The following is a 22,735-nucleotide window of genomic DNA, read 5'->3' as shown; positions in this document are numbered from 1 at the left end:
CCTGACTCCTGACTCCTGACTCCTGACTCCTGACTCCTGACTCCTGAATTCTTACTCCATTTTTTCAATATGCTAAAAAATTTATGGATGCAGGAAAAATAGAATATTATCATGATGCAGTTGAGTGGTGGAAAAAATATCGTACTACCTATTAGACATCAAATCAGCAAGCTGAAAGGAAAAATATTAAACCAGTTGAAGGAAATCCACTATCATCAGTGTAAATTGATGGAATTGTTGAGGCAAAGAGTTATGGGATAAAATGACCCAAGGCATAGATGAATATTAACAACAAAGACACCACTAATTATCATATAATTCAAATAAGCAAATTTTTCAGTGTAGTGCTACAGAAGTGCGAACAATATTACCCTATTTTCAGTCTTTGTTTAAAATAAACCTACAAGCAAAATTCAGGGTTTGCAATTAAGATAATGAATGTTTTACTTATATATCCTCTGTTTCCAAAAAGTTTTTGGTCTTTTGAAAAAACACTGGCTTTGCTTGACCGTAAGGCGATGTTACCACCTTTGGGCTTGGTGACAGTAGCTGCAATTTTACCCCAAGAATGGAATTTTAAGCTAGTAGACCGGAATATTCGCCAAATCACGGAAGCAGAATGGGCTTGGGCGGATTTGGTAATTTTGTCGGCAATGATTGTCCAAAAAGAGGATTTGCTGGCACAGATTCAGGAAGCGAAGCGTCGTGGTAAGCGGGTGGCTGTAGGTGGCCCTTATCCAACAGCCTTACCTAACGAAGTTACAGATGTGGGTGCAGATTATATGATTTTGGATGAGGGAGAAATTACCTTACCATTATTTATAGATGCGATCGCACGCGGTGAGTCTACAGGGCTGTTCCGTTCTGGTGGTGAAAAGCCAGATGTCAGCACCACACCCATTCCTCGCTTTGATTTACTGGAGTTTGATGCCTATGCGGAAATGTCAGTACAATTCTCCCGTGGCTGTCCCTTCCAGTGTGAATTCTGCGATATTATCGTTCTCTACGGGCGCAAACCCCGTACCAAAACACCAGCCCAACTCCTTGCCGAACTTGATTATCTCTACGAATTAGGTTGGCGACGCAGTATCTTTATGGTAGATGATAACTTCATCGGTAATAAGCGCAACGTCAAATTATTTCTAAAAGAACTACAACCTTGGATGGTTGCACATCAATATCCTTTCTCCTTTGCAACAGAAGCTTCCGTTGATTTAGCTCAAGATCAAGAATTGATGGATGCAATGGTAAGGTGTAATTTCGGTTCTGTTTTCTTGGGTATTGAAACCCCCGACGAAGAAAGCCTCGCTTTTACGCAAAAATTTCAAAATACGCGAGATTCCCTCAGCGAAGCGGTACATAAAATTACGCGTTCTGGGTTGCGAGTTATGGCAGGTTTTATTATTGGCTTTGATGGCGAAAAAACAGGTGCTGGTTCTAGAATCGTTAAATTTGTAGAACAAACATCAATCCCCACTGCTTTATTTAGTATGCTTCAAGCCCTACCAGATACAGCATTGTGGCATAGATTAGAAAGGGAAAACCGACTCCGCAGTAAATCTGCCAATATCAATCAAACCACATTGATGAATTTTGTTCCCACCCGGCCTTTACCAGAAATCGCCAGTGAATTTGTCGAAGCGTTTTGGGAATTATACGAACCATCACGGTTTTTAGATCGTGCTTACCGTCATTACCGGATTTTGGGTGAAGCCACTTATCCAAAAAAAGGCAAAAGTGCTAAAAAACAAGTGAATTGGAAGGTATTAAGAGCATTATTAATTATTTGCTGGCGACAAGGTGCTTTACGTAATACTCGTTGGCAATTCTGGCGTAATTTGTGGAGTATGTACAAGCATAATCCAGGTGGTATTAGTAGCTATTTATCGGTTTGCGCTCAAATCGAGCATTTCTTGGAATATCGTCAGATTGTCCGCGATGAAATTGAGGCTCAAGTGGCTGAGTTCCAAAAAGCAGAAGCTCAGGTAAAGCTGGAAGAAGAAAAAGCTCAAGTGTTAGTTTAGCTAACTCCTCAGCCTCTTTTGGGGTAGGCAAAATGTCTACCCGCAAAAGTTTTTATGAGCTATACTAAAAACGGGTTAAAAGTGTCATTCTGAACGAAGTGTTCGCGTAGCGTGCCGTAGGCTCTAGAATCTCCGAGATACTTCCCTGCACTACGTTACGGTCAGTATGACATAAGTCCAAGTTTGACCCGTTTGCAGTATATTTGCGATTAATAGGGAGCGCTTGCGCGATCGCTCTCCCGCTTCATATATCAGCTATCATGAGAAATGAAGTTATATTGTGAATTAAAAATGATGCTAAATAAGTTATTAGAAACTCAGAGAATTATTCACTGCGATTCCGAAATTATGAGTGGAGTTCCAGTGTTTGTGGGAACTCGTGTTCCTTTTCTAGCCATGACCAACAAGGAAAATGCTGAGGATGTTTAACTAAAATAGCGGCGACTAAAACAGATGTATCAAATAATATTTTTACCATGAAATTACTTGATTGATTCTTTCATTTTTGAGTTCTTCAATTATTGTATTAGCATCTGCTAATAATTCTACATCAGAAACTAATACATGACCTTCGTAGTAAAGAGATGGTTCTTCTTTGATAGGGTTTAAAATTAGTTTTCCATCTTGAACTTCTAAAGATAGTTTTGATTCATTATTTAAACCTAACTGTTGTCTAATAATTTCAGGAATTTGCAGATATCCTGATTGATTTAAGGTGACTAATTCCATAATGTTTTTTACCAAAAAAGAGTAACTATTCGTAGTATAGCAGCGATCGCACACCCCACATTCCCCAAATAAGCGATCGCACATCTCCACATCCCCAAATAAGCGATCGCACATCTCCACATCCCCAAATAGCGATCGCTCTCCCATCATCCCAAATAGCGATCGCATACTTACCAAATTGTTTTGACATGGGGATAATTTAAAATCTTGGCATCACAGGTAACAAGGGGAATTTCATAACGTCTTGCGATAGCAACTAAAATTCTATCTGCTGGATCTTTGTGAAAATCGTCTGGTAATTGTGTACTGGCAATTGCATCTATGGGTGATAAAGGTTCTATGACTATACCTGAATGAGTTTGCGCTAACTGATACCATTCATAAATTTGTAAAGGCAAAACTAATTTACCGACACTAGATTTAACTGCTACTTCCCAAACAGAAATAGCAGAAACTAATAAGCCATTTTGGGATTCTTCACGTTGAATAGCTTCTTGTGCTACTTTTGATATTTGACTGGGATCGTGAAGCAACCATAGCCAAATATGGGTATCTAGTAAGATCATTTTGCTAATGCTTCCCAAAGTTCAGGCATAGGTTCATCAAAATCACTAGCAATAGTAATAGGTTTTCCTCTCAGTGGGTAATTCTTTGTAGTTTTTGTTTCTTGTGAAATAAGATCAATGTTTCCTGCTTTAAATTCTAGGAACTCGATAAATTTAATTACTTCATTGCGCTGTTCAAGAGGTAATTTTTGAATTTTAGCGATCGCCATTTCTAATGTGATCATTTATTTATTTCTCCTGTAACTTTAAATTACTTCTATTTTATCAAGCGATCGCACTCCCAACATCTACCAAAAAGCGATCGCATTCCCATACCCCCAAAAAGCGATCACACTCCATCATCCCTAAAGAGATCGCACTCCCACCTCCCCACAACAGCGATCACATCCCATCATCCCAAAAGCGATCGCACTCCATCATCCCAAAAAGCGATCGCCTGTCATTTCCAAATATAATATAAGTTCAGTTTTACTATTCTCAATTAAGGTAAAAATATACGATCAAATGGTTGCTTACGATAACGCCGATAAATATTAAAGTCTTTGTCTAGAGTTGCAATAGCAGAGATATTTAACCTTTCGGAAATAGCAATCAGCGATAAATCCGTAAAATCTCCTGGTAGATCCTGATAAATTGTGTTAAGTTCCTGGATTCTTTCATAGTCGGATGGCAGTAAATGTTCACATAGAAATACTCCCAGTGATAAAGCAGATAAAAATTCGTTCTGCACTTTTGTATTTGGGGCAAGTAACCACATCACTTCTGTAACACAGGCAATTGTTGTAATGAGTTGACTGGTACAGGTACTAAAAAAGTTAATAACTTTTTGGTGATACTTGTCTTTACGGTCATAGAAGGCAACAAGAATCCCAGTATCAATTAATACTAAAGGATAATTATTCATGAGTTCTTGTTTGATGTCTTGCTTGAATTATGTCAGAAATTGCTTTTTTGCGTACATCTCTATCTGACAAATCTCCTGATCCCTCCAGTAAAAATTTGGGATAACCACCCATTCTTTCTAATACTGTTTTAGGTGGAGTTTGATAGTTGCTAACAGATGTTTCTAAAGATGAGATAAATTGTAAAACAAGTGAAATTTGTTGATCACTAAGGTTAGCGATCGCTTCTAGTAGTTTTTGCTGTGGACTGGTGGAGTACATAGAGATTTATTGCTATTGTCATAATTGCCAGTTTAGCAAATAAGAAAAGCGATCGCTCTCACACATCCCAAAAAGCGATCGCATTTCCCCCCACTACAGAACAGCTATCGCACCCATACCCTCAAACAGCGATGCTCATCCATATTCCGAAAATAGCGATCGCACTCCGTCATCCCAAAAAACGATACCTTCGGTCAACTTCGCTATCGCACCCCATAACTCCCAAACAGCGATCGCACTTCCCATATCTCCCAACAAGCGATCGCATTTCCACATCTCAATATCAAGGCGATCACACTCCCATATCCCCCAAAGCGATCGCTCCCACATCTCCTAAAAGGGCGATCGCACTTCCCCACATCCCAAAAGCGATTCCTACGGAGTGCTTCGCTATCGCACCATAATTACAGTTTAGAGGGTTTGTTAATGAAATATCCTGACTCTTATGTGCTTCAAATAGCCGCAAACTCAGTAAATTTCCGTTTGTATGGAGCTTTAAAACCTAAAACTATATCTTGTTTAGGAACTCCAGCTTCTACTAATTCATTAGCCACTCCAATTTCCGTTCCATCACGTTCAATCCAAATTTTGCCATCTTTAATTTCTACGTAAATAATACAACCAAATATTCGCGTTAGCTCTTGCCAACCAATATTAAGAACTTGATAGTGATCGCGCTCCGTATCAAATATCAATTTGACTTCTGTCTGACTATTTGAGCGATTTTTTGCGTGATTTTCAAGAATTTTTTGGACTATTTCTTTGTAATTTAGTCTCTCCATATAACAATCTCCTCTTGATTTGGGTTGAAAATTAGTAATTTTAGTTGATATTCGTCAATAATTCTTTGAATAAACTTCCGACTAAAAAACTCATTATAAACATCTACCGGAATGGCTAAATACAAAATCCGAGTAGGTTCGGTCAACCTCAGTGCTGAACGGTAATTGAGACATTGACCAAGAGCTAGGTGAAATTCAGTTACGTCTGAGGCTCCTAAAAAGGATTTTATTTCTACTGCTATTTTTTTACCAGTTTTTTCAGCAGCTAAAATTCTCTCTGCTGTTAAGTCTATGTAAAAATCAATATCCTCAACTTGAATAAATAGATGCTCGTCAGTAATTGCCCATCCATCTTTTGTCAGGGCTGTTTTAACTGTATTATGAAATAAATCTTTAGCTGGCATACATAAATTTAATTTATTTAACCACTACTCATACTATAACGCGATTCCTACGGAGCGCTTCGCTATCGCACTCCAAACTCCCTACACCAAAACAGCGATCGCACTTCCCTCATCTCTAAACAGCGATCGCACTCCCAACATCCACCAAAAAGCGATCGCATCTCATCATGTCCAAGTTTCCTTTTCGTCCAAAAGGGAATTACCCGAAGGAGGTATATAAACTAGCTTATCTATTGCCCAGAAATCCCCGTTATTATCACGTTTAGCATATATAGTTCCTTCATGTTGTCCATAATTAGCTATCGCTCTGTCTATGAAGTTATCGACATCACCATTGTTATCGTACCAATTTTCTTTTAAATCTGGTAAACCACTAAGATTTGGTAAGGTTAGTTTTCTAGTTTTCAGCGCATAGGTAAAGACATCAACAACTGCACCGTGAAGATCGGTAGGATTAACTTCCGAAATAGGAAAATCAATAATAAAAGATTTATTAGCTGTACTAGCCTTGCTATTATCTCCAGCGATTCCTCGAATAACTTGTGTTACTTGTAATCCATCTATTATGAAATTTCCTGTTACATAAATCGGGAAATCAGATACAACAAAAGCTATAGAATTGTTAGCCACACTCTTGAAATCACCAATTTGTCCACCTGATTGATTGCCATTAATATCATAATTATTACCCGGATAGGCTGGATCTAGAGCGACTAAGTTTTCAACTTTACCTAAACCTTTAACATCCTTGAAAATGCGCCCAATTTCATAACTAACATAAGTTCCTAAGCTATGACCAAATAGAGATAGTTTACTGGGATTAATTCCCAAAGACTCTAAGGTATTAGTTACCCACAAAGCAACTGATGAAATCCAGTTAGCTGTATTATAAGGGGTAATAGTATCAAGTCCAGCTTGCGCTATATCACCCCAATTGACAGCAAGCACCTGAGTATTACTAGAATCTAATGTACTAACAAATCTCGCTAGTCTTCCTATACCGTCAGTAGTATCATTGTTATTCCAACCATGAATCACAACTATTGTGTTTTTATTGGATTCAATTCCTAAACCTTTATCAACATGAGCATTATTAGGATTAATACCTTCCAATCCCCAAGATTTTCCATTGTCATCGTAACGCAACAATTCAACAGTCCGAGACGCGCCATTTAATTGAACTTGTCCAGAAAGAGCTACAGGATTATACTCAAGAGTATAGTTAGTATTACCCCTAAACTGTTTAACGTGAATATAGTAGTCTCCTCCTTCTAAAATTCGAGTGATATATTCTGGAGTATTACCCCCATTGTTTGAGGTAGCTTGTCCACCAAAATTATAAACATTACCACTTCCATCGAGTAATTCTAGATCAGCATCGTTACTTAAACCTGTTAGACGTAGGACAACATTACGTCGCGCCCCGCTAACGGTAAAATGATAGTAGTCATCTGTGTCTTCAGTCCCTACCCAATCAGTATAAGTAGTGGAGTAAGTACCAATATTCCGGGAAGATGATAGACTATTTCCTGCATAATCAGCAGGTGGTGGTGGAAGTGGTGGAGCGATAACTGGGGGTTGAACTTTCAGAAGATAAGAACCTGTTTGAGCAGATCCGTAACTGGTAGCACGAACAATATATTGAATTCCATCCTGTACTGTAAAAGTTAATCGAGAATTTCTATTGCCACCAGAGTCATCGTCTTCGGTAATAACTGCTCCTGTACTATAGTTGATCAGTTGTAGATAGGAATCGTAAGCGCTTGATGATAAGTCAATTTGAAGTTGTTGTCCAACAAAAACGTCTGTCAAATAATAATCATCTTTATATGAACCTGATTTAGTAGGATTAATATCATCTGAATTGGATAAAGATCCTGATTGTGTTTGATTACCAGTAATTGTAATTGTTGGTGCAACATTGGCTGATACAGAAAGAGAGTAGAGAGTATCTCCACTAATCCTATGTACTTGGACATAGTAAATACCTGGTGCTAATGACTGTTCAATTCCTGGATAATCGGCTTGAGAGCCTGTGACTGTTTGCAGGATATCGTCAGTATCTATGACTAGATTTTTATTACGATCATCAATTAACTTTAATTCAACATTGTTTATGCTTCCCTCCCATATAGTGAATAGTTTTAATTTAATTTCAGCTGGTTTTTTAAGATTTAATATGTAGTAATCATCTGCATCATCACTACCAACATAGTGACGATAAGCATTATAGTTATAATATGAACTTCCAGAGCTTAATATTTCTTCTAAGTCTAAAGCAGTATTGAGATTGTTTCCTGGATCATTTGAACTGACATGAAGGAAGTCGAGGGTAAAATCAAAATTGTCATCTGAAATATAAACAGTAGAACTTTGCTCATAAGCCGTGCCTAACTGATAAGCACTATTAGAGGATAAAGTAAGAATGATATTTTCGCTGAAAGATTCATAAATCCTATCATCAATGACATTGATAGGAATTTGAATACTACTAAAACCCGCAGGAATAAAAATACTACCATTTAAGTAGCTATAATCAATTCCATTAGTCGCTGTTCCACTAACAGTATAATAAACAGTTAACGGATTTGTTGTACTTCCTGAACGGGCGATAGTAACTAAACCCGGATTTGGAGTTTCTCCGCTTTGGGTTTCTGCTGCAACAGTATCACTAGTAGCAATTGTGACTAAGGGAGCCGAGGGAGAGATTTCATTATCCGCAATAGAAATAGTAGAAGTGTTAAGTGTGCCGATAGTGTAGTTATTTTTAGAGGATAAGGTTAAGGTAACTGTTTCATCTCCTTCGTAAATTGCATCATCAAGAGGATTTAAAGTAATTATTGCATTGGGAGAATTAGCTGCAAAAATTACATTTCCACTCAGACTGGTGTAATCTACGCCATTTGTTGCTGTTCCAGAAATAGTGTAATAAACTGTTAAAGAATTACTTATATCTTCTGTTCGTGCTAAGACAAATTGACCTATATCTGCTGTTTGTCCACTAATTGTTTCCCCAGCATTAGCATCATTGTTAGCAATAAATATGGTGGGTAAATCATTATCAGTAATAGTCACAGTTCCATTTACTGCACTTCCCAACGCATAACCAGTACCAGCAGTCAAAGTCAGAATAACCGTCTCATTACCCTCAAACGCCGTGTCATCAATTGGAGTCACTGTCACCATAGTGGTTGCACTACCCGCAGAAAAAGTAGCAGTACCACTCAAACTACTATAATCAGTCCCATTAGTGGCTGTACCAGACACAGTATAATTAACAGTTAAAGAATTAGCCGTACTGCCAGTACGAGTGAAAGTAAATTTTCCAGGATTTTGAGTTTGTCCATTAACCACTTCTTCTGCATCACTGTCATTTGCTGCAATAGTGATTGTTGGTAAACTCTTAACTGTAAAATTAGCATCACCAAGGTCATATAAATTGGAATTATTGACACTACCAATCTTAATGGAGTAGTTATTTCCATCAACCAAGTTAGTAGGAACAGTCCAAGTTTCACTGCCATCACTCAAGGTAGAACTAAATAAAGTGCTATTGAAAACCCCTCCTTTAAATAGGTCTATTTTCACATTTTCAGAAAAATTATCACTCCAAGTAATATTGTAACTACTACCTGCTTGGAAAGTATTGCCACCATTAGGACTTGTTACTGTGATAAATGGTGCAGAGTTAATAGTGAAATTACCATTACCAAAATCAAAGAAATCAGGATTATCTACACTACTAACTTTGATCCGATAATCGTTACCAGAAATCATAGTAGTAGGAAGAGTCCAACTTTCACTTCCATCACTCACAGTAGAAGTAAATAAAGTCCGATTGAAAACATCTCCTTTATACAAGTCAATTTTTACATTTTCAGAGATGCTGTCACTCCAAGTAATATTATAATTACTACCCATTTGAAGAGTATTGCCACCATTAGGACTAGTAACAGTTATAGGAATTAATCCTTGTGAAATGGGACTCAATTTCTTAATAAACCCATCAGTACCACCAACATTAGTTAATGCAGGATTGAGTGAACCAGTAGTATCACCAACAACATAAATTCTTTGATTATTATCTACAGCAATATCTCTAGAAACATCATCTCCACTACTACCAAACTGCTCGCTCCATAACAGATTACCTAACGTATCATATTTAATTACAAAGACATCTTTTGCCCCTTGATTATCTCCAGCTATATTACCTGATGTACTACCGGCAATATAAACATTACCGTTATTATCTGTTCTAATACCACCAGCCTCATCAGCAAAAGTCGTACCAACTTGTTTTGTCCACAGACTATTTCCGGAAGAGCTATATTTTGCTAAAAAGACATCTGTAGATATTGATCCACCTATATTAGTGCCAACATTACCATAAATGTAAATATTGCCATTATTATCTGTTGCTAAACTATTTGCTTCATCATCTAGATTTGTCCCGAATTGTCTTTTCCACAAAAGATTTCCTGATGAATTATATTTAGCTAAAAAGAAATCACTTCCTCCTAAATTATTGCCTACTAAATTACCTGTAGTTGTCCCATAAACATAGGCATTGCCATTACTGTCCGTTGTAATTTTTCTTGCATAATCGTCACCATTAGTACCTAATTGTCTTGTCCATAAAAGAGTTCCAGTTGAGTTATATTTCGCTATGAAAGCATCACGATAACCTGCATTAGTTCCATTAAAACTACCATTAGTAAATCCAGAAATATAGATATTATTATTACTGTCTGTATCAGCACTATATACTATATCTTGATATCCACTATCTAATTGACGATTCCAGACCAATGAAGCATTAGTATCATATTTATTAATCACTCCATTCTCAAACGAAAAATCGGGACTAGATACATATACATTCCTATTTTTATCTACAGCTAAACCAGTTGAATTACGAGATAATCCTGTCTGAAACCATGTAGTATTCATTACAGAATCTTGTTTGATTAACAAACCTGCTGAAAATGAATTTGAAGTTCCAGTAATATAAATATTGTTATTGCTATCTGTATCAATAGCAACTAAACTATCATCTTGTTGTGATGCTATTCGTTGAACCCAGTTACGACCAATTCTAAAATTACTATCACTAAAATCAAATAAATTAGCATTATTTACACTACTAACTTTTATTTGATAATTAGATTCACTCAATAAAATGTCAGAAATAGTCCAAATTTCACTCCCATCGCTAGGAGTTGAACTGAAGATATTACTATGAAAAATACCATTTTGATAAAGGTCTATTTTGACATTCTCAGAAATATTATCATTCCAGGTGATGTTGTAGCTTCCATCAAGTAATAAAGCATCTCCACCATTGGGACTACCTACAGTAATGTAAGTTACAGGATCATTATCAACTAATTTAACAGTTGCACCTTTCGCCGTCCCCAGATTATAATTTGCATTACTGCTGAGAGTAACTACCACAGTTTCATCACCCTCAACCGCAACATCATCAATGGGAGAAATATTAATCAAAGCTGTAGCAGAACCAGCCGCAAAACTCACAGTCTTAGTTAATGTATTATAATCAGTCCCATTAATTGCCGTACCACCAATAGAATAATTAACCGTCAAAGATGAACTTAAATCCCCAGTCCTTGTAAGTTTAAATTGACCAGGATTTTTTGTTTCTCCACTTACGGTTTCCCCTGCATTGCTATCACTAGCACTAATAGTAATAGTCGGTATAATAGTAGTTGCAGAATCATTCTCAAGCAAATTAACAGTAGCAGTATTTGCAGTTCCTACTAAATAAGTTGCCTTATTTGCCAAAGTGACAATAACAGTCTCATTCCCCTCATAACCAAAATCATCAATGGGGATGACATCAATTATCGCTGTAGCAGAACCAGCCGCAAAAGTCACATTTTTAGTTAATGTGTTGTAATCTGTACCATTAGTTGCCGTACCCACAACTGTATAATTAACAGTTAAAGCAGCAGTTTTATTTCCTGTGCGTGTAAGAGTAAATTTACCAGGATTTGCAGTTTGTCCAGCTACTGTTTCTGCTGCATTTACATCACTGGCTTTGATAGTAACAGTTGGTTTATCGTTATCAACAATGTTGACTGTAGCGGTTTTTGCTGTTCCTACTGTATAATTTGCATTACCTGCCAAAGTAACAATAACTGTCTCATTACCTTCATAGACAGCATCATCAATGGGAGTGACATCAATTATTGCTGTAGCTGAACCAGCAGCAAAAGTCACATTTTTAGTTAAAGTTTGGTAATCAGTGCCATTAGTTGCCGTACCTGCCACAGTATAATTAACCGTCGGAGATGAACTTAAATCTCCTGTACGTGTGATAGTAAATCTACCAGGATTTGCAGTTTGTCCAGTTAAAGTTTCAGCCGCAGTTGCATCACTGGCTTTGATAGTAACAGTCGGTTTATCGTTATCAACAATATTGACTGTAGCGGTTTGTGCAGTTCCTAAAGTGTAATTGGCACTACTTGCTAAAGTGACTATGACTGTCTCTTTTGCTTCCAAGATAGGATCATTAATCACAGTCAAATCAATGATGGCTGTAGATGAACCAGATGCAAAAGTCGCAGAACCATTTAATTGATTGTAGTCTGTACCATTAGTTGCTGTGCCTGTAACTGTATAATTAACCGTTGGAGATGAACTTAAATCCCCTGTGCGAGTTAGAGTAAATTTACCAGGATTTGTAGTTTGTCCTGTGACAGTTTCAGCAGCAGTGGCATCACTGGCTTTAATAGTAATTGTTGGTTTATCATTATCTGCAATATTGACTGTAGCGGTTTGTGCAGTTCCTAGTAGATAATTTACACTGCTGCTTAATGTAACTATGACTGTTTCTTGCGCTTCCAAGACAGCATCATTAATCACTTTTAAATCAATTATGGCTGTAGATGAGCCAGCCGCAAAGGTAGCATTACCAGTCAATTGATTGTAATCTGTACCATTAGTTGCTGATCCACCAACAGTATAATTAACAGCTAAGTTGGAAGTAAGATCCCCTGTGCGTTTGATGGTGAATTTACCAGGATTTGCTGTTTGTCCTGTGACAGTTTCTGCTGCGTTAGCATCATTGGCACTAATGGTAATTGTTGAGAGAGTAGCTTGCTCAACTGTTAAAAGTTGACCATCTGCAAAGATTTTTGTTGTATCGTCTTCAGTTTTAATCTCTGCAATTTGCTCTGCATTAAGCTGTTTACCTGTAATGACTGCTGCAAATAATTGTCCTTCATCACCAGGAGTATCGACAATATTTATTTGTTTGTCTAGAGAATGTCCAACTTCTTCTAAGACGGTTTCTTTAATTAGTTCAGTATTTCCACTTTTAAGTAATTTTTCGGAGAGGTAGATTTTATTGGTTTCTCCAGCAAAAGCACCTAATGTATTTGTGGGAAATACGGTTGAGTTGAGGACTTCTATTTGCGGCAATGTCTGAAAATTACCAACTAGCCACTGAGAAGTAATTTCTTTTAAGTTCCCAGCATCAAGATTATCTCCGAAAATGAAGTGTATTTGTGACTGAAAATCTGGGGACTGTGCAAACTGCTGAAGCGTTGGGTAGATGTCTTGTTGCAGGATTTCAGTGATAGCAGGTTTCCAGCCAAAAAGATGATCCCATGATAGCGTTTCAGGTGCAATTTTAGACCAGTCTTGTACTGTTTCAATAGTGGGTAATAATGATGGATGAAGACTAATGTCAGTTATATCAAGGGGATTGAAGGTCTTAATATCTAAACAACCGTTGTTTTCCCTTCCAAGAACAGGATTAGGACGCTCTTGGTTGCTATTCGATATGAGTTCATCCATTGCTATTTACACCCTGTAACTATTGAAAAGCTTATATTGTTATCTTCTAAGATTTTGTATAATTGAGTCTATAGTAATCTTACTGAAATCGATCATAAAGTTATGATGAAGCATATTGTCATAGCAATCACTAATCATTTTGCTATGGAGAAGCAGTAAGTATTTAGAAATACTAAACACCTACAGCGTTATATCACGTGTCTATTTATCGTCAAATAAGTATACAGTTTAATCCAAACGAATATTAATTATCCTGACGCACACCATTTACAACTGGCTTAATGTCTCCTTCAGAAAATGGATCAGTACCACCTGTCCAGTTAAAGTCACTAATGCGAATGCTAAAGCCACCTAGTTCTAACACTGGGTTGTAACGTAATATGATTCCATAGGTGCGGCGGTTATATTCTACGATGTAATCTGTACTACTTGCTTCACCTGTATCAAGGTTAACTGAGGTTTGGAAACCTAAGCGAAATGGCCCGTATATTTGTTGCGAAATGCCAGCATTTAGGACTCTATTATCAACTGAGCGATCAAACAAAAATGGTGATAATCCGCTATTGAAACCTTGGGAATAACTAATATTAAAAGCGGTGTAGTCTAAAAATGGTCGAGAAAAATGACCAATTTGGCCGACTACACCGATTGTACCAATCAAGGTGCTTTGATTATCGCCACTAGTATAATAACTTGTAGTACCTGTTACGCCTGCGATCGCTTGCAAGTAAGGTACTACTGGATTAGGTGTATATTTTAATCCCTCAGTAGGAGTGGCTGCTAATGGTTTCCCTTGCCATAGTAAGAAACCCTTATTTAGAGATGCGCTACCTTGTAAACGACCTAGAGAAATGCGGTCATTTTTGCGCTGTGGTTCTAGTAAGTCTTGGCGGTCAGTGTTAGCATTAATATACTGAGCGCCTCCTTGATAATTGAGGTTAATCCCACTTTTTCCTAAAGGGATATTTGGAGAAATAATTACTCCACCCAAGCTACTCTGGACGGTTTGGAAACCAAGAGTACCATTGTAAAGGCGATCGCGGTAACTATATTCTAGATTCAATGTATGTGGGTTAACATCACCCAATAACTGACGTAACCGCAAACTCCCCCGCAAATTATCTTCTAATTTACCGAGATCAAGACTTGTTAATTCTCCCTTCCCTTCAACTGTAGCTTTAGAACTTAAAACACTACTCAGTTTAGTCTTGACACCAAATAAATCTGCAACATTACTATTGTCTGTAAACGCCTTCTGCACAAAAAACTGCGGTGTAATGCTCCAGTTGGTTTTATCTGTAGTTATCGCTGTCAACTGGCGTTCCACAAACAAACCACCACGCTTGCTGCCATCATAACCTGGAGAGACAATAAATGGATTCACTTGTCGCTCTCGACGATCAATTGTTTGGTTATCAATTGGGATCGGTAAAGTAGTTTTTTGGTCAAATACCAAACGTTGATGCTGGGTAGTAATCCTGTCTATTAAAGGTGCTTCTTTCGTCATAGTGACTTTAGAAGCGCGTAATTCTAGTTCTGGTGGTGAAAAAGGATCATTAGTAATCCGCACATTCTCAGCTTGCCAACCTCGCGGATAAAAATCAATGCGTTCAGCTTCAAATCGTAACCGTTTGACAACACCACCTGTTTTGGGTGGGGGGATGTTTGTGGCATCTGCTTGACCACCAAAGGTAACATCAATGCCTCCGGGACTATTGATTCCAGACAGTGGTTGATTAGCACGAATGCGATCGCTCAGTGGGCGACTAGGTACACCACCTGCGGTAATATCTGTAGTAGCAGCAGGCGAAAAAGCCAAATCTGTTTGAGTTGTAGGGACATAAATTTCTCCCCTGCCATTTGCCAACTCCCCACTATCTTGAATGAAATTATAGGTAAAACGTTGTCCTCGCAACACCTGATTACCCCTGGTTAAAGCCACATTGCCTTCACCCACCGCAATTAAATTATCCAAATTTACCTGCAAGCGATCGGCATCTACAACCGCACCATCAAATCTCACCACCACATTTCCTTCAGCCGTCACAATTCGCCTCTGCTCATCATATTCTTGACGGTCGGCAATCACCTCCACCAATCTTTGTCTCACTTGTGGAGTATTCCCAGAAGGTTGATCTGGTGGTAAAACAGATTCTGGAGGAGGGGGAAATTCTACCGTAGTAGAAGTTGATGGTTGGTTATTGGGATTACGTGGTTTGAACTCAATAATATTTTGGACTGGCAGAGAACTCGGCATATTCTGTGCCGTAGATGTTCCCAAAAGATTAATCTTACCTTCTGATTCTTGTAAAGTAACAGCATTCGGCTGTTGTGGTAGGACTGATTTTTTGATCACAACTGGAGAATCAGACAACCATAAACTGTTTTTGTTGCCAACTTCATCAACAAATTGTGGCAGTGTAGCGGCTGGTTTATTGTCACGATCAGAATTTTTTCTCTTGGGATCACCAACTCCCAAGGATGTTCCTAAATCTGAAGCCTTCCCAAAAGCATCACCAGGGGAAAGTTCAGGAGGTAAAATTTCTGGCTGAGGGGATGAAGATAACTCATTAGCAACTACTAAGTCATCTTTATTTATCTGTGTAGGAGTTGGCAGATCATTAGAAATCTCGATATTTCCTGGAGTTGCCAGTTGCTGCACATCAGTCTTAGCCTCTACAACTAAAGCTGAAGAGACAGAATTGTCCGTCCGTAAATATTCGATAATGGGAGGTGAATCAGGTGGCAAAACTGGATGAAGCATATCTCAGGACAATCAAGCTAACAAAAAGGCAGATATTTAAGCCGGAAGGATTCAGTACACATTATGCCTTCCGACTTTCGCCTTCTGCTGACTTGCAGTAAGCCGCCAAGAGGATGACACAGTATCATTTTTCCAGACTTTTCGCCAGATTTCGGGCGTTTAGTGTCTTCCACCTTCCAGCAGTTGCGGATAATTTATTGAGTTTTTACTCTGAATCCCGACGACCAGGGTTACGAGCAGGATCATTCGACAAAAACCCAAACACAAAAATTCCGACGAAGAAAGCAACAACAACATAAACAGCGATTTTTAAAGTCACCATAGAAATATCTCCCAGGGGTATGACAAAACAGTTCTCAGCAATCTGCTACGCAGAAAAGATAGCTCCTCTATCTTACCCATATCTGGTTCCTTTTTGGAGGTATCTCTTGACCGTGCCAATTTTGGATTTTGGATTTTGGATTTTGAATTGAGGTTGTTCGCTCATCCAACTAATCTAACAAATACTGACGTTCCTGGATGCGAGAGGTTTCCCAACTAAACATTTTGACACCCTACTCCCCCCTCCATTCTGTCAATGCTCAGAAAATTTCACTAATTCCTTCGTAACTCGACTTTTGATAACTCGTGCAGGTATACCCACAGCAACGGAATAAGGAGGAATATCTTTATTCACTACTGCGCCTGCACCAATAACACTACCTTTCCCAATAGTTACACCATCTAATACAGTTACTCCATGTCCTAGCCAGCAGTCATCCTCAATGACAATTCCTTGACGAGTAATGCCTTGCTGTCTCATGGGTAACAAAGGATTAGCAAAATTATGATTGTTGGCATATATGCCAGAGTGAGATGCTATCATACAACGTTTGCCAATTTTAATATCTCCAGACCCAGCAATACAAACATTAGGCCCAATGAAAGTTTCCTCGTCAATATGTATGTAAGTGTCTTCCATACAGCCTATATCCACGTTGCGCTCAATTGCTACTCGATTTCCTAAATGAATTTTATTGTTTTGGTGTCCTTGAGCATCTAAACGGACATTTTTAAATATGTGTACCCCTTCACTAAGTTCAATAGAAGAAGTACTGATAAATTCCACCCCATTCTGAATATACACGTTGTCACCCATAGCCCCAAAAATATGGCGATATACTAACCTTCGTAGACGTGGTCCTAGACTAATTGTGGGAATATCTCCTAACAAAGTAGTTATCAAAAGTTCTTGAAATCGCTGTAATTTAGCAGAAACATTCTGGTCAATCATGAATACAAAATCTCTCAAATATTTTTTTACAAGATTGAAATTTGCTCAAACTTGTATGTTTGCTTTTGTGATCTGTTTAGTAATGGCTAATTAACTTACAGCTTTAGTTCAATTTTTATTTTGTTGAGCGGCAAAGATTGCCCAGCTTGTTATGCAACTATAGATAAGGTTATGCGTCTTCTAAACTACTTTTAATAAGACGGTTTCCATACTTATCTTAGAGGATGTTTGAAAAGTGATGACTGATGTATCAAAAACTTTAGATCCTCCTAAATCCACGCCACTTCCTACAACCCAATGCAGTAACGCTCCTTAAAAAGGAGGATTTTGAGCAGGTTATTCCCCTTTTTAAGGAGGGTTAGGGGATATCTAGATACAAGCATAGATTTTTCAAACATCCTCTGATAAATGAAGATGAACAAGCTAAATTTTAAAAAAACCATATCTACCTATCAAGGTTTTTATCACTACAATTACCTTTTGATCTAGCAGATAATGTAATGTGTAGTAAATTTTTATTATTTTTTGAATATAAGTAATTTAAGGTGGATTATCACCAACTTCTGCCATCACGTTAAAGTTTACCATCGGTGTAAACAAGTAAGCGCTTCCCCGACTACTATGACGTTTGTCTGGCAACGAATTTATGAAGTATTTTGCTCTCATTATGTTGCACACAAATGTACGGGCTAATAAAATCACAATTTAAAGTAAATTACGGCTTTAAATAACAGTTAACACCAACGATAACATACTTTATTTTTAATGGTCTATTTTTAATCAAAAATCCGTTATTTCTCTATAATTGGTATCTGTAACAATTGGGATATGGCATATTTAATACAAGCATAATTTGTCATATATTTTTTGGTGATTTGGACAAAATGTCTGATAATAATCTAGAAAAATATTCAATCTGCAATGTATTGTTTTTATCTAAAAAAAATAATATTGTACCCAAGTATCCAATTACAAAGTATTTTTTTGACAAATCCTCCCTTGATAATAAAAGCTCTCAGATTTATCTGTGGAGTCAATTAAGAATTGTTAGACTAAGCTTGGTTTGAAATTCCAAATTTTCTGACATACTAGTTTGATACTTACAGTTGAGTGCAACCTGATAAAAAATGCATTCATTTCTAATGAAGAATTATTTGGCACTACTTTCAAAATCTGTCAATGCAGCAGCAAACTCACTAAAAGCTGTTTTGATAATAATCTCTTTCATTCCTCTCTCAATTGCAGAATTACGGATAATATCTGCTAGTTCTATAAACAGCAAAGAAAACATAAATCGATCTTGGCGATCTACTTGTTTCAAACAACACAATATAAATTCGTAAAGCTCGGTTTTTCTAGGTTTAGTTTGTTCCTCCCAGAGTTGGAATCCAAGTCTGAAGGTTTTTAAACGGATTTCATGAGTATTGTATGCAGAATCTTTGTAACGAATTGATATACGTTGCGGCATTTCCATAAGTTTTGACATGAAGCTTGAAGATAGCAATATAATTTTCTCTTCAGTTATGTTTTGATTTATCCGGATTAAACGTAATTAAAATTTTCTATACTCCATAAATATGAAATGATAAATTTTAAAATCCAGTATATTTTTACCACTCTTGCTGGAAAACTCTGCTTCTAAAGCTCAAATCCGTGATACTATTGAAGATAATTGTAAGTTTTTATTTAAGAAGATGTTTGAAAAGTATCAGAATTGATTGAGATCCCTCCAAACCCCTTTGGAAAGGGACGCTAAATTTTTCAAATCCACCATTTCTAAGAGGAATTCAGGGAAATTTACAAGTATTAGATACCACACGACAAAATTTTCAAACATCCTCTAATATAGATATTAAAAAATCATTTAAATAAAGTCATGAAGCTACCTAACTTAGATTCTGAAACTATAGATCGTATTATTGAAATGGCATGGGAAGATAGAACAACTTTTGATGCTATTGAAACTCAGTTTGGTCTCCTTGAGAAACAGGTCATTGCTTTAATGAAACGAGAGATGAAGCAATCTAGTTTCCATATGTGGAGAGAGAGAGTTAGCAAACGTCAGACGAAGCATCTACATAAACGAGAGTTTATTGCAGGTAGGTTTAAGTCTCAGAATCAAAAAACATAAATATTAATGTGTAAATGTGATTGGAGAATAATCTTACTCATTAAGAAATAATTAAAATTATCGCAATTAGTTAATATATACGATACATAAAACCATTAGACTATATTGGTTGATAGATTCAATGGTAAATATAAGTGAGTGGCAAGATATTTTGTATACAAGGATTAGTAAATAATTAAGTTTTACTAAACTTAGGTAACATACAAAATAAGTCTATAGACCGCAAACTTGTTTTAGTGTAGAGTCTAGCCAAGTATGAGAGAATTATTCTCAATACTTAACAAAGTCATCAAAAATCCACAAACATAGTATAAAGAATTGGCAACATTGCGTAAAGACAGTCAACAATAACCATATCTGAAATTTAAAATTTTGCTACATTATGCAGCCAATTCGCACATTTAACGTTTCACCTTCACTACCGCAACGACTAGAACCCTTGCGGAAACTGGCATACAATCTGCACTTTGATTGGAATGTTGAGAGTAAAGACTTATTTCGTCGCCTAGATACTGACTTGTGGGAATCTAGTCGGCATAACCCAGTGTTGATGCTGGGTACTATTAGCCAAGCACGGCTTTTGGAAGTCGTAGAAGATGAGGGCTTTTTGGCGCAAATGGATCGCGCTGCGCGTCAGTTAGAAGATTATTTGCAAGAACGGACTTGGTATCACAAACAACGCGGTCAGAACCCAAAAGAATGCTACGCTTATTTCTCGGCTGAGTTTGGACTAGTAGACTGTCTACCTGTCTATTCTGGCGGTTTGGGCGTATTGGCAGGAGATCACCTCAAGTCTGCTAGTGATTTGGGATTACCTCTAGTTGGTGTGGGTTTACTCTACCAACAAGGATACTTTGCCCAGTATCTTAATGCGGATGGTTGGCAGCAAGAGCGCTACCCCATCAATGATTTTTATAATATGCCTTTGCATTTGGAACGTAATCCTGATGGTTCTGAGCTACGGATTGCGGTAGATTATCCAGGACGCAAGGTATACGCTAGGGTGTGGCGTGTCCAAGTGGGAACAGTACCACTGTATATGCTGGATACCAATATTGAGCCTAACAAGGCCTATGACCACGACATTACAGATCAGCTGTATGGTGGTGATATTGATATGCGTATCCACCAGGAAATTATGCTGGGGATCGGTGGTGTGCAGATGTTGAAAGCTTTGGGCTATGAAGTCACGGCTTACCACATGAATGAAGGCCATGCGGCGTTTTCTGCTTTAGAACGGATTCGCGTTCTGATTCAAGAAAAAGGCTTAAGTTATGCTCAAGCTAAACAGGTGGTTTCTTCTAGTAATATTTTTACTACCCACACTCCTGTACCAGCGGGGATTGATTTATTTGCGCCCGACAAAGTTTTGTATTATTTGGGTTACTACGCGGATATCTTTGGTTTACCTAAAGAGCAATTTTTAGGACTGGGAAGGGAAAATACTGGAGATTTATCTGGGCCTTTCAGTATGGCGGTGTTGGCCTTGAAAATGGCAACATTTTCTAATGGTGTGGCACAGTTGCACGGTGTCGTCTCACGGCATATGTTCCAAGGTTTATGGCAGAAGGTTCCTGTAGAGGAAGTGCCGATCGCAGCAATAACTAATGGGGTTCATGCTCGGAGTTGTGTTGCGAAGTCTACTCAGGAGTTGTACGATCGCTATCTTGGGCCAAATTGGTCATCCGCACCACCAGATAATCAGTTGTGGGAACGGATGGATTCTATTCCCGATGAGGAGTTATGGCGCAATCACGAACGCTGTCGTTTGGATATGGTGTTGTATGTGCGTGAGCATTTGGTGAAACATTTGCGCGATCGCGGTGCTTCAGCTTCAGAAATCGCCCAGGCACAAGAAGTACTTGATCCTAACGTTCTCACCATTGGCTTTGCCCGTCGTTTTGCTACCTACAAACGCGCTACTTTATGGATGCGTGATTTGGATAGAATCAAACGCATTTTGTTGAGTAACAAACACCGGAAAGTGCAGTTTGTGATTGCGGGTAAAGCCCACCCCAAAGATATTCCCGGTAAAGAATTGATTCGGGATATCAATCACTTCATCCACGAACAAAGCCTAGAAAAACAGGTGGTTTTTGTTCCTAACTACGATATTCACATCGCCCGCTTGATGGTTGCAGGTTGTGATATCTGGTTAAATACCCCCCGTCGTCCCCGTGAAGCTTCTGGTACTAGCGGTATGAAGGCAGCTATGAACGGCTTGCCCAATTTAAGCGTACTAGATGGCTGGTGGGATGAAGCTGATTATGTCCGCACCGGTTGGGCAATTGGACATGGTGAAAATTATGAAGATCCTAATTATCAGGATGAGGTAGAAGCTAACGCCCTCTATGAATTACTAGAGAAGGAAGTTGTACCTCTATTCTATAGTCACCGTGATGAGGATGGTTTACCCCGTCAATGGGTAGCTAAAATGAAAGATGCAATTCGTTTGAATTGTCCTTTCTTTAATACAGCCCGGATGGTGCGGGAGTATGCACAACGAGCTTATTTCCCAGCCAGCGATCGCTATCACACCCTCATAGTTGATAACTACGCCCCAGCTAAAGAATTAGCAGCCTGGAAAGCAAAACTAGGCGAAAACTGGTTCAACATCAGAATCAAAGATGTTGATATATCCGCAGCATCAGACATTGAAGTTAATCAAACTGTGACTGTCAACGCCAAAGTTGATTTAGCTACTTTGAACAAAGATGATGTGCGGGTGGAATTATACCAAGGTTCCATTGATGCTTATGGCGATATTGTCAACGCTGTGCCAGTGGTAATGGATTATCAAGGAGAAGATAATCACGGTTTGGGTATTTACACAGTAGATATCACCTACACAACCTCTGGCTTGCAAGGTTTATCTTTACGTGTGTTACCACAAAATCAATACCTTTCTAGTCCTTATGAACCCAGGTTAATCGCTTGGGCTGAATAGTTTTTGAATCTTTAAAATTAGGCGTTGCTGATGAAAGTTGGCAACGCTTTTTTTATCACTGATTTAACTGATTTAAGGATTTCACGGAATGAAGGATCTGACAGTAAATGACAGGGTTTAATACCCCC

The 22,735-nt window shown here is 38.0% G+C and carries 18 protein-coding genes; 5 read left to right on the top strand and 13 right to left on the bottom strand.

Features of this window, described 5'->3' with window-relative positions; translation table 11 throughout:
• Positions 1 to 434 precede the first annotated feature (434 nt).
• Both VB713_RS01920 and VB713_RS01915 read left to right on the top strand, forming a co-directional pair.
• A complete protein-coding gene (locus VB713_RS01920) occupies positions 435 to 2,024 on the top strand; it encodes a B12-binding domain-containing radical SAM protein (RefSeq protein ID WP_323309895.1) in 1,590 nt (529 codons plus the stop codon).
• Positions 2,025 to 2,315: 291 nt separating this feature from the next.
• Positions 2,316 to 2,453: a hypothetical protein gene (locus VB713_RS01915; RefSeq protein ID WP_323309894.1), complete on the top strand. Its 138-nt coding sequence runs from the start codon at positions 2,316 to 2,318 to the stop codon at positions 2,451 to 2,453.
• A 42-nt stretch (positions 2,454 to 2,495) separates the two neighbouring features.
• Here VB713_RS01915 and VB713_RS01910 read toward each other — a convergent pair whose 3' ends face one another.
• The 6 genes from VB713_RS01910 to VB713_RS01885 all read right to left on the bottom strand — a co-directional run bounded on the left by VB713_RS01910 (position 2,496) and on the right by VB713_RS01885 (position 4,482).
• Positions 2,496 to 2,753: an AbrB/MazE/SpoVT family DNA-binding domain-containing protein gene (locus tag VB713_RS01910; RefSeq protein ID WP_323309893.1), complete on the bottom strand. Its 258-nt coding sequence runs from the start codon at positions 2,751 to 2,753 to the stop codon at positions 2,496 to 2,498.
• A gap of 25 nt (positions 2,754 to 2,778) precedes the next feature.
• On the bottom strand, positions 2,779 to 2,943 hold the full coding sequence (locus VB713_RS01905) for a hypothetical protein (protein WP_323309892.1): 165 nt from the start codon (positions 2,941 to 2,943) through the stop codon (positions 2,779 to 2,781).
• Positions 2,924 to 3,319, bottom strand: coding sequence for a type II toxin-antitoxin system VapC family toxin (locus VB713_RS01900; protein ID WP_323309891.1), 396 nt, complete (start codon positions 3,317 to 3,319; stop codon positions 2,924 to 2,926). The genes VB713_RS01905 and VB713_RS01900 overlap by 20 nt, the downstream gene beginning before the upstream one ends.
• Positions 3,316 to 3,543: a DUF2281 domain-containing protein gene (locus VB713_RS01895; protein ID WP_323309890.1), complete on the bottom strand. Its 228-nt coding sequence runs from the start codon at positions 3,541 to 3,543 to the stop codon at positions 3,316 to 3,318. The genes VB713_RS01900 and VB713_RS01895 overlap by 4 nt, the downstream gene beginning before the upstream one ends.
• Positions 3,544 to 3,800: 257 nt before the next feature.
• Positions 3,801 to 4,223 (bottom strand): type II toxin-antitoxin system VapC family toxin, encoded by a 423-nt coding sequence (locus VB713_RS01890; protein ID WP_323309889.1) that lies wholly within the window; start codon positions 4,221 to 4,223, stop codon positions 3,801 to 3,803.
• Positions 4,216 to 4,482: a hypothetical protein gene (locus tag VB713_RS01885; RefSeq protein WP_323309888.1), complete on the bottom strand. Its 267-nt coding sequence runs from the start codon at positions 4,480 to 4,482 to the stop codon at positions 4,216 to 4,218. Before VB713_RS01885 ends, VB713_RS01890 begins: the two co-directional genes overlap by 8 nt.
• 131 nt (positions 4,483 to 4,613) lie before the next feature.
• Here VB713_RS01885 and VB713_RS01880 point away from each other — a divergent pair, with 131 nt between their 5' ends.
• Complete coding sequence (locus VB713_RS01880; RefSeq protein WP_323309887.1) at positions 4,614 to 4,886, top strand: hypothetical protein; 273 nt, start codon at positions 4,614 to 4,616, stop codon at positions 4,884 to 4,886.
• A gap of 48 nt (positions 4,887 to 4,934) precedes the next feature.
• Here VB713_RS01880 and VB713_RS01875 read toward each other — a convergent pair whose 3' ends face one another.
• The 7 genes from VB713_RS01875 to VB713_RS01845 all read right to left on the bottom strand — a co-directional run bounded on the left by VB713_RS01875 (position 4,935) and on the right by VB713_RS01845 (position 19,003).
• Positions 4,935 to 5,264, bottom strand: a complete 330-nt coding sequence (locus VB713_RS01875) for a XisI protein (RefSeq protein ID WP_323309886.1) — start codon at positions 5,262 to 5,264, stop codon at positions 4,935 to 4,937.
• Positions 5,252 to 5,668 carry a XisH family protein gene (locus VB713_RS01870; RefSeq protein WP_323309885.1) on the bottom strand — a complete coding sequence of 139 codons (417 nt, stop codon included), beginning with the start codon at positions 5,666 to 5,668 and terminating at the stop codon, positions 5,252 to 5,254. The genes VB713_RS01875 and VB713_RS01870 overlap by 13 nt, the downstream gene beginning before the upstream one ends.
• A gap of 165 nt (positions 5,669 to 5,833) precedes the next feature.
• Entirely contained in the window at positions 5,834 to 13,492 is a 7,659-nt protein-coding gene (locus VB713_RS01865; protein WP_323309884.1) for a Calx-beta domain-containing protein, read from the bottom strand.
• 244 nt (positions 13,493 to 13,736) lie between these two features.
• Complete coding sequence (locus tag VB713_RS01860; protein WP_323309883.1) at positions 13,737 to 16,256, bottom strand: DUF3769 domain-containing protein; 2,520 nt, start codon at positions 16,254 to 16,256, stop codon at positions 13,737 to 13,739.
• Positions 16,257 to 16,461: 205 nt separating this feature from the next.
• Positions 16,462 to 16,578 carry a photosystem II reaction center protein I gene (locus tag VB713_RS01855; RefSeq protein ID WP_323309882.1) on the bottom strand — a complete coding sequence of 39 codons (117 nt, stop codon included), beginning with the start codon at positions 16,576 to 16,578 and terminating at the stop codon, positions 16,462 to 16,464.
• A gap of 252 nt (positions 16,579 to 16,830) precedes the next feature.
• Positions 16,831 to 17,529 (bottom strand): acyltransferase, encoded by a 699-nt coding sequence (locus VB713_RS01850; RefSeq protein WP_323309881.1) that lies wholly within the window; start codon positions 17,527 to 17,529, stop codon positions 16,831 to 16,833.
• A 1,150-nt stretch (positions 17,530 to 18,679) separates the two neighbouring features.
• Positions 18,680 to 19,003, bottom strand: a complete 324-nt coding sequence (locus VB713_RS01845; protein WP_323309880.1) for a hypothetical protein — start codon at positions 19,001 to 19,003, stop codon at positions 18,680 to 18,682.
• Between the two features lie 402 nt (positions 19,004 to 19,405).
• Between VB713_RS01845 and VB713_RS01840 the strand changes: the two genes are divergently transcribed.
• Positions 19,406 to 19,660 carry a TIGR03643 family protein gene (locus VB713_RS01840; protein ID WP_323309879.1) on the top strand — a complete coding sequence of 85 codons (255 nt, stop codon included), beginning with the start codon at positions 19,406 to 19,408 and terminating at the stop codon, positions 19,658 to 19,660.
• A gap of 382 nt (positions 19,661 to 20,042) precedes the next feature.
• Positions 20,043 to 22,607 (top strand): alpha-glucan family phosphorylase, encoded by a 2,565-nt coding sequence (glgP, locus tag VB713_RS01835; RefSeq protein WP_323309878.1) that lies wholly within the window; start codon positions 20,043 to 20,045, stop codon positions 22,605 to 22,607.
• Positions 22,608 to 22,735: the final 128 nt, after the last annotated feature.

It is taken from the genome of Anabaena cylindrica UHCC 0172 (assembly GCF_034931625.1).
In the GTDB taxonomy this organism is placed as follows: domain Bacteria; phylum Cyanobacteriota; class Cyanobacteriia; order Cyanobacteriales; family Nostocaceae; genus Anabaena; species Anabaena cylindrica_A.
This window is presented reverse-complemented; position numbering and strand designations above follow the sequence as displayed.

Coding starts and splice junctions, on each gene's coding strand:
- VB713_RS01920 (WP_323309895.1), top strand. CDS start 435: ATGAATGTTTTACTTATATATCCTCTGTTTCCAAAAAGTTTTTGGTCT.
- VB713_RS01915 (WP_323309894.1), top strand. CDS start 2,316: ATGATGCTAAATAAGTTATTAGAAACTCAGAGAATTATTCACTGCGAT.
- VB713_RS01910 (WP_323309893.1), bottom strand. CDS start 2,753: ATGGAATTAGTCACCTTAAATCAATCAGGATATCTGCAAATTCCTGAA.
- VB713_RS01905 (WP_323309892.1), bottom strand. CDS start 2,943: ATGTCAAAACAATTTGGTAAGTATGCGATCGCTATTTGGGATGATGGG.
- VB713_RS01900 (WP_323309891.1), bottom strand. CDS start 3,319: ATGATCTTACTAGATACCCATATTTGGCTATGGTTGCTTCACGATCCC.
- VB713_RS01895 (WP_323309890.1), bottom strand. CDS start 3,543: ATGATCACATTAGAAATGGCGATCGCTAAAATTCAAAAATTACCTCTT.
- VB713_RS01890 (WP_323309889.1), bottom strand. CDS start 4,223: ATGAATAATTATCCTTTAGTATTAATTGATACTGGGATTCTTGTTGCC.
- VB713_RS01885 (WP_323309888.1), bottom strand. CDS start 4,482: ATGTACTCCACCAGTCCACAGCAAAAACTACTAGAAGCGATCGCTAAC.
- VB713_RS01880 (WP_323309887.1), top strand. CDS start 4,614: ATGCTCATCCATATTCCGAAAATAGCGATCGCACTCCGTCATCCCAAA.
- VB713_RS01875 (WP_323309886.1), bottom strand. CDS start 5,264: ATGGAGAGACTAAATTACAAAGAAATAGTCCAAAAAATTCTTGAAAAT.
- VB713_RS01870 (WP_323309885.1), bottom strand. CDS start 5,668: ATGCCAGCTAAAGATTTATTTCATAATACAGTTAAAACAGCCCTGACA.
- VB713_RS01865 (WP_323309884.1), bottom strand. CDS start 13,492: ATGGATGAACTCATATCGAATAGCAACCAAGAGCGTCCTAATCCTGTT.
- VB713_RS01860 (WP_323309883.1), bottom strand. CDS start 16,256: ATGCTTCATCCAGTTTTGCCACCTGATTCACCTCCCATTATCGAATAT.
- VB713_RS01855 (WP_323309882.1), bottom strand. CDS start 16,578: ATGGTGACTTTAAAAATCGCTGTTTATGTTGTTGTTGCTTTCTTCGTC.
- VB713_RS01850 (WP_323309881.1), bottom strand. CDS start 17,529: ATGATTGACCAGAATGTTTCTGCTAAATTACAGCGATTTCAAGAACTT.
- VB713_RS01845 (WP_323309880.1), bottom strand. CDS start 19,003: ATGGAAATGCCGCAACGTATATCAATTCGTTACAAAGATTCTGCATAC.
- VB713_RS01840 (WP_323309879.1), top strand. CDS start 19,406: ATGAAGCTACCTAACTTAGATTCTGAAACTATAGATCGTATTATTGAA.
- glgP (WP_323309878.1), top strand. CDS start 20,043: ATGCAGCCAATTCGCACATTTAACGTTTCACCTTCACTACCGCAACGA.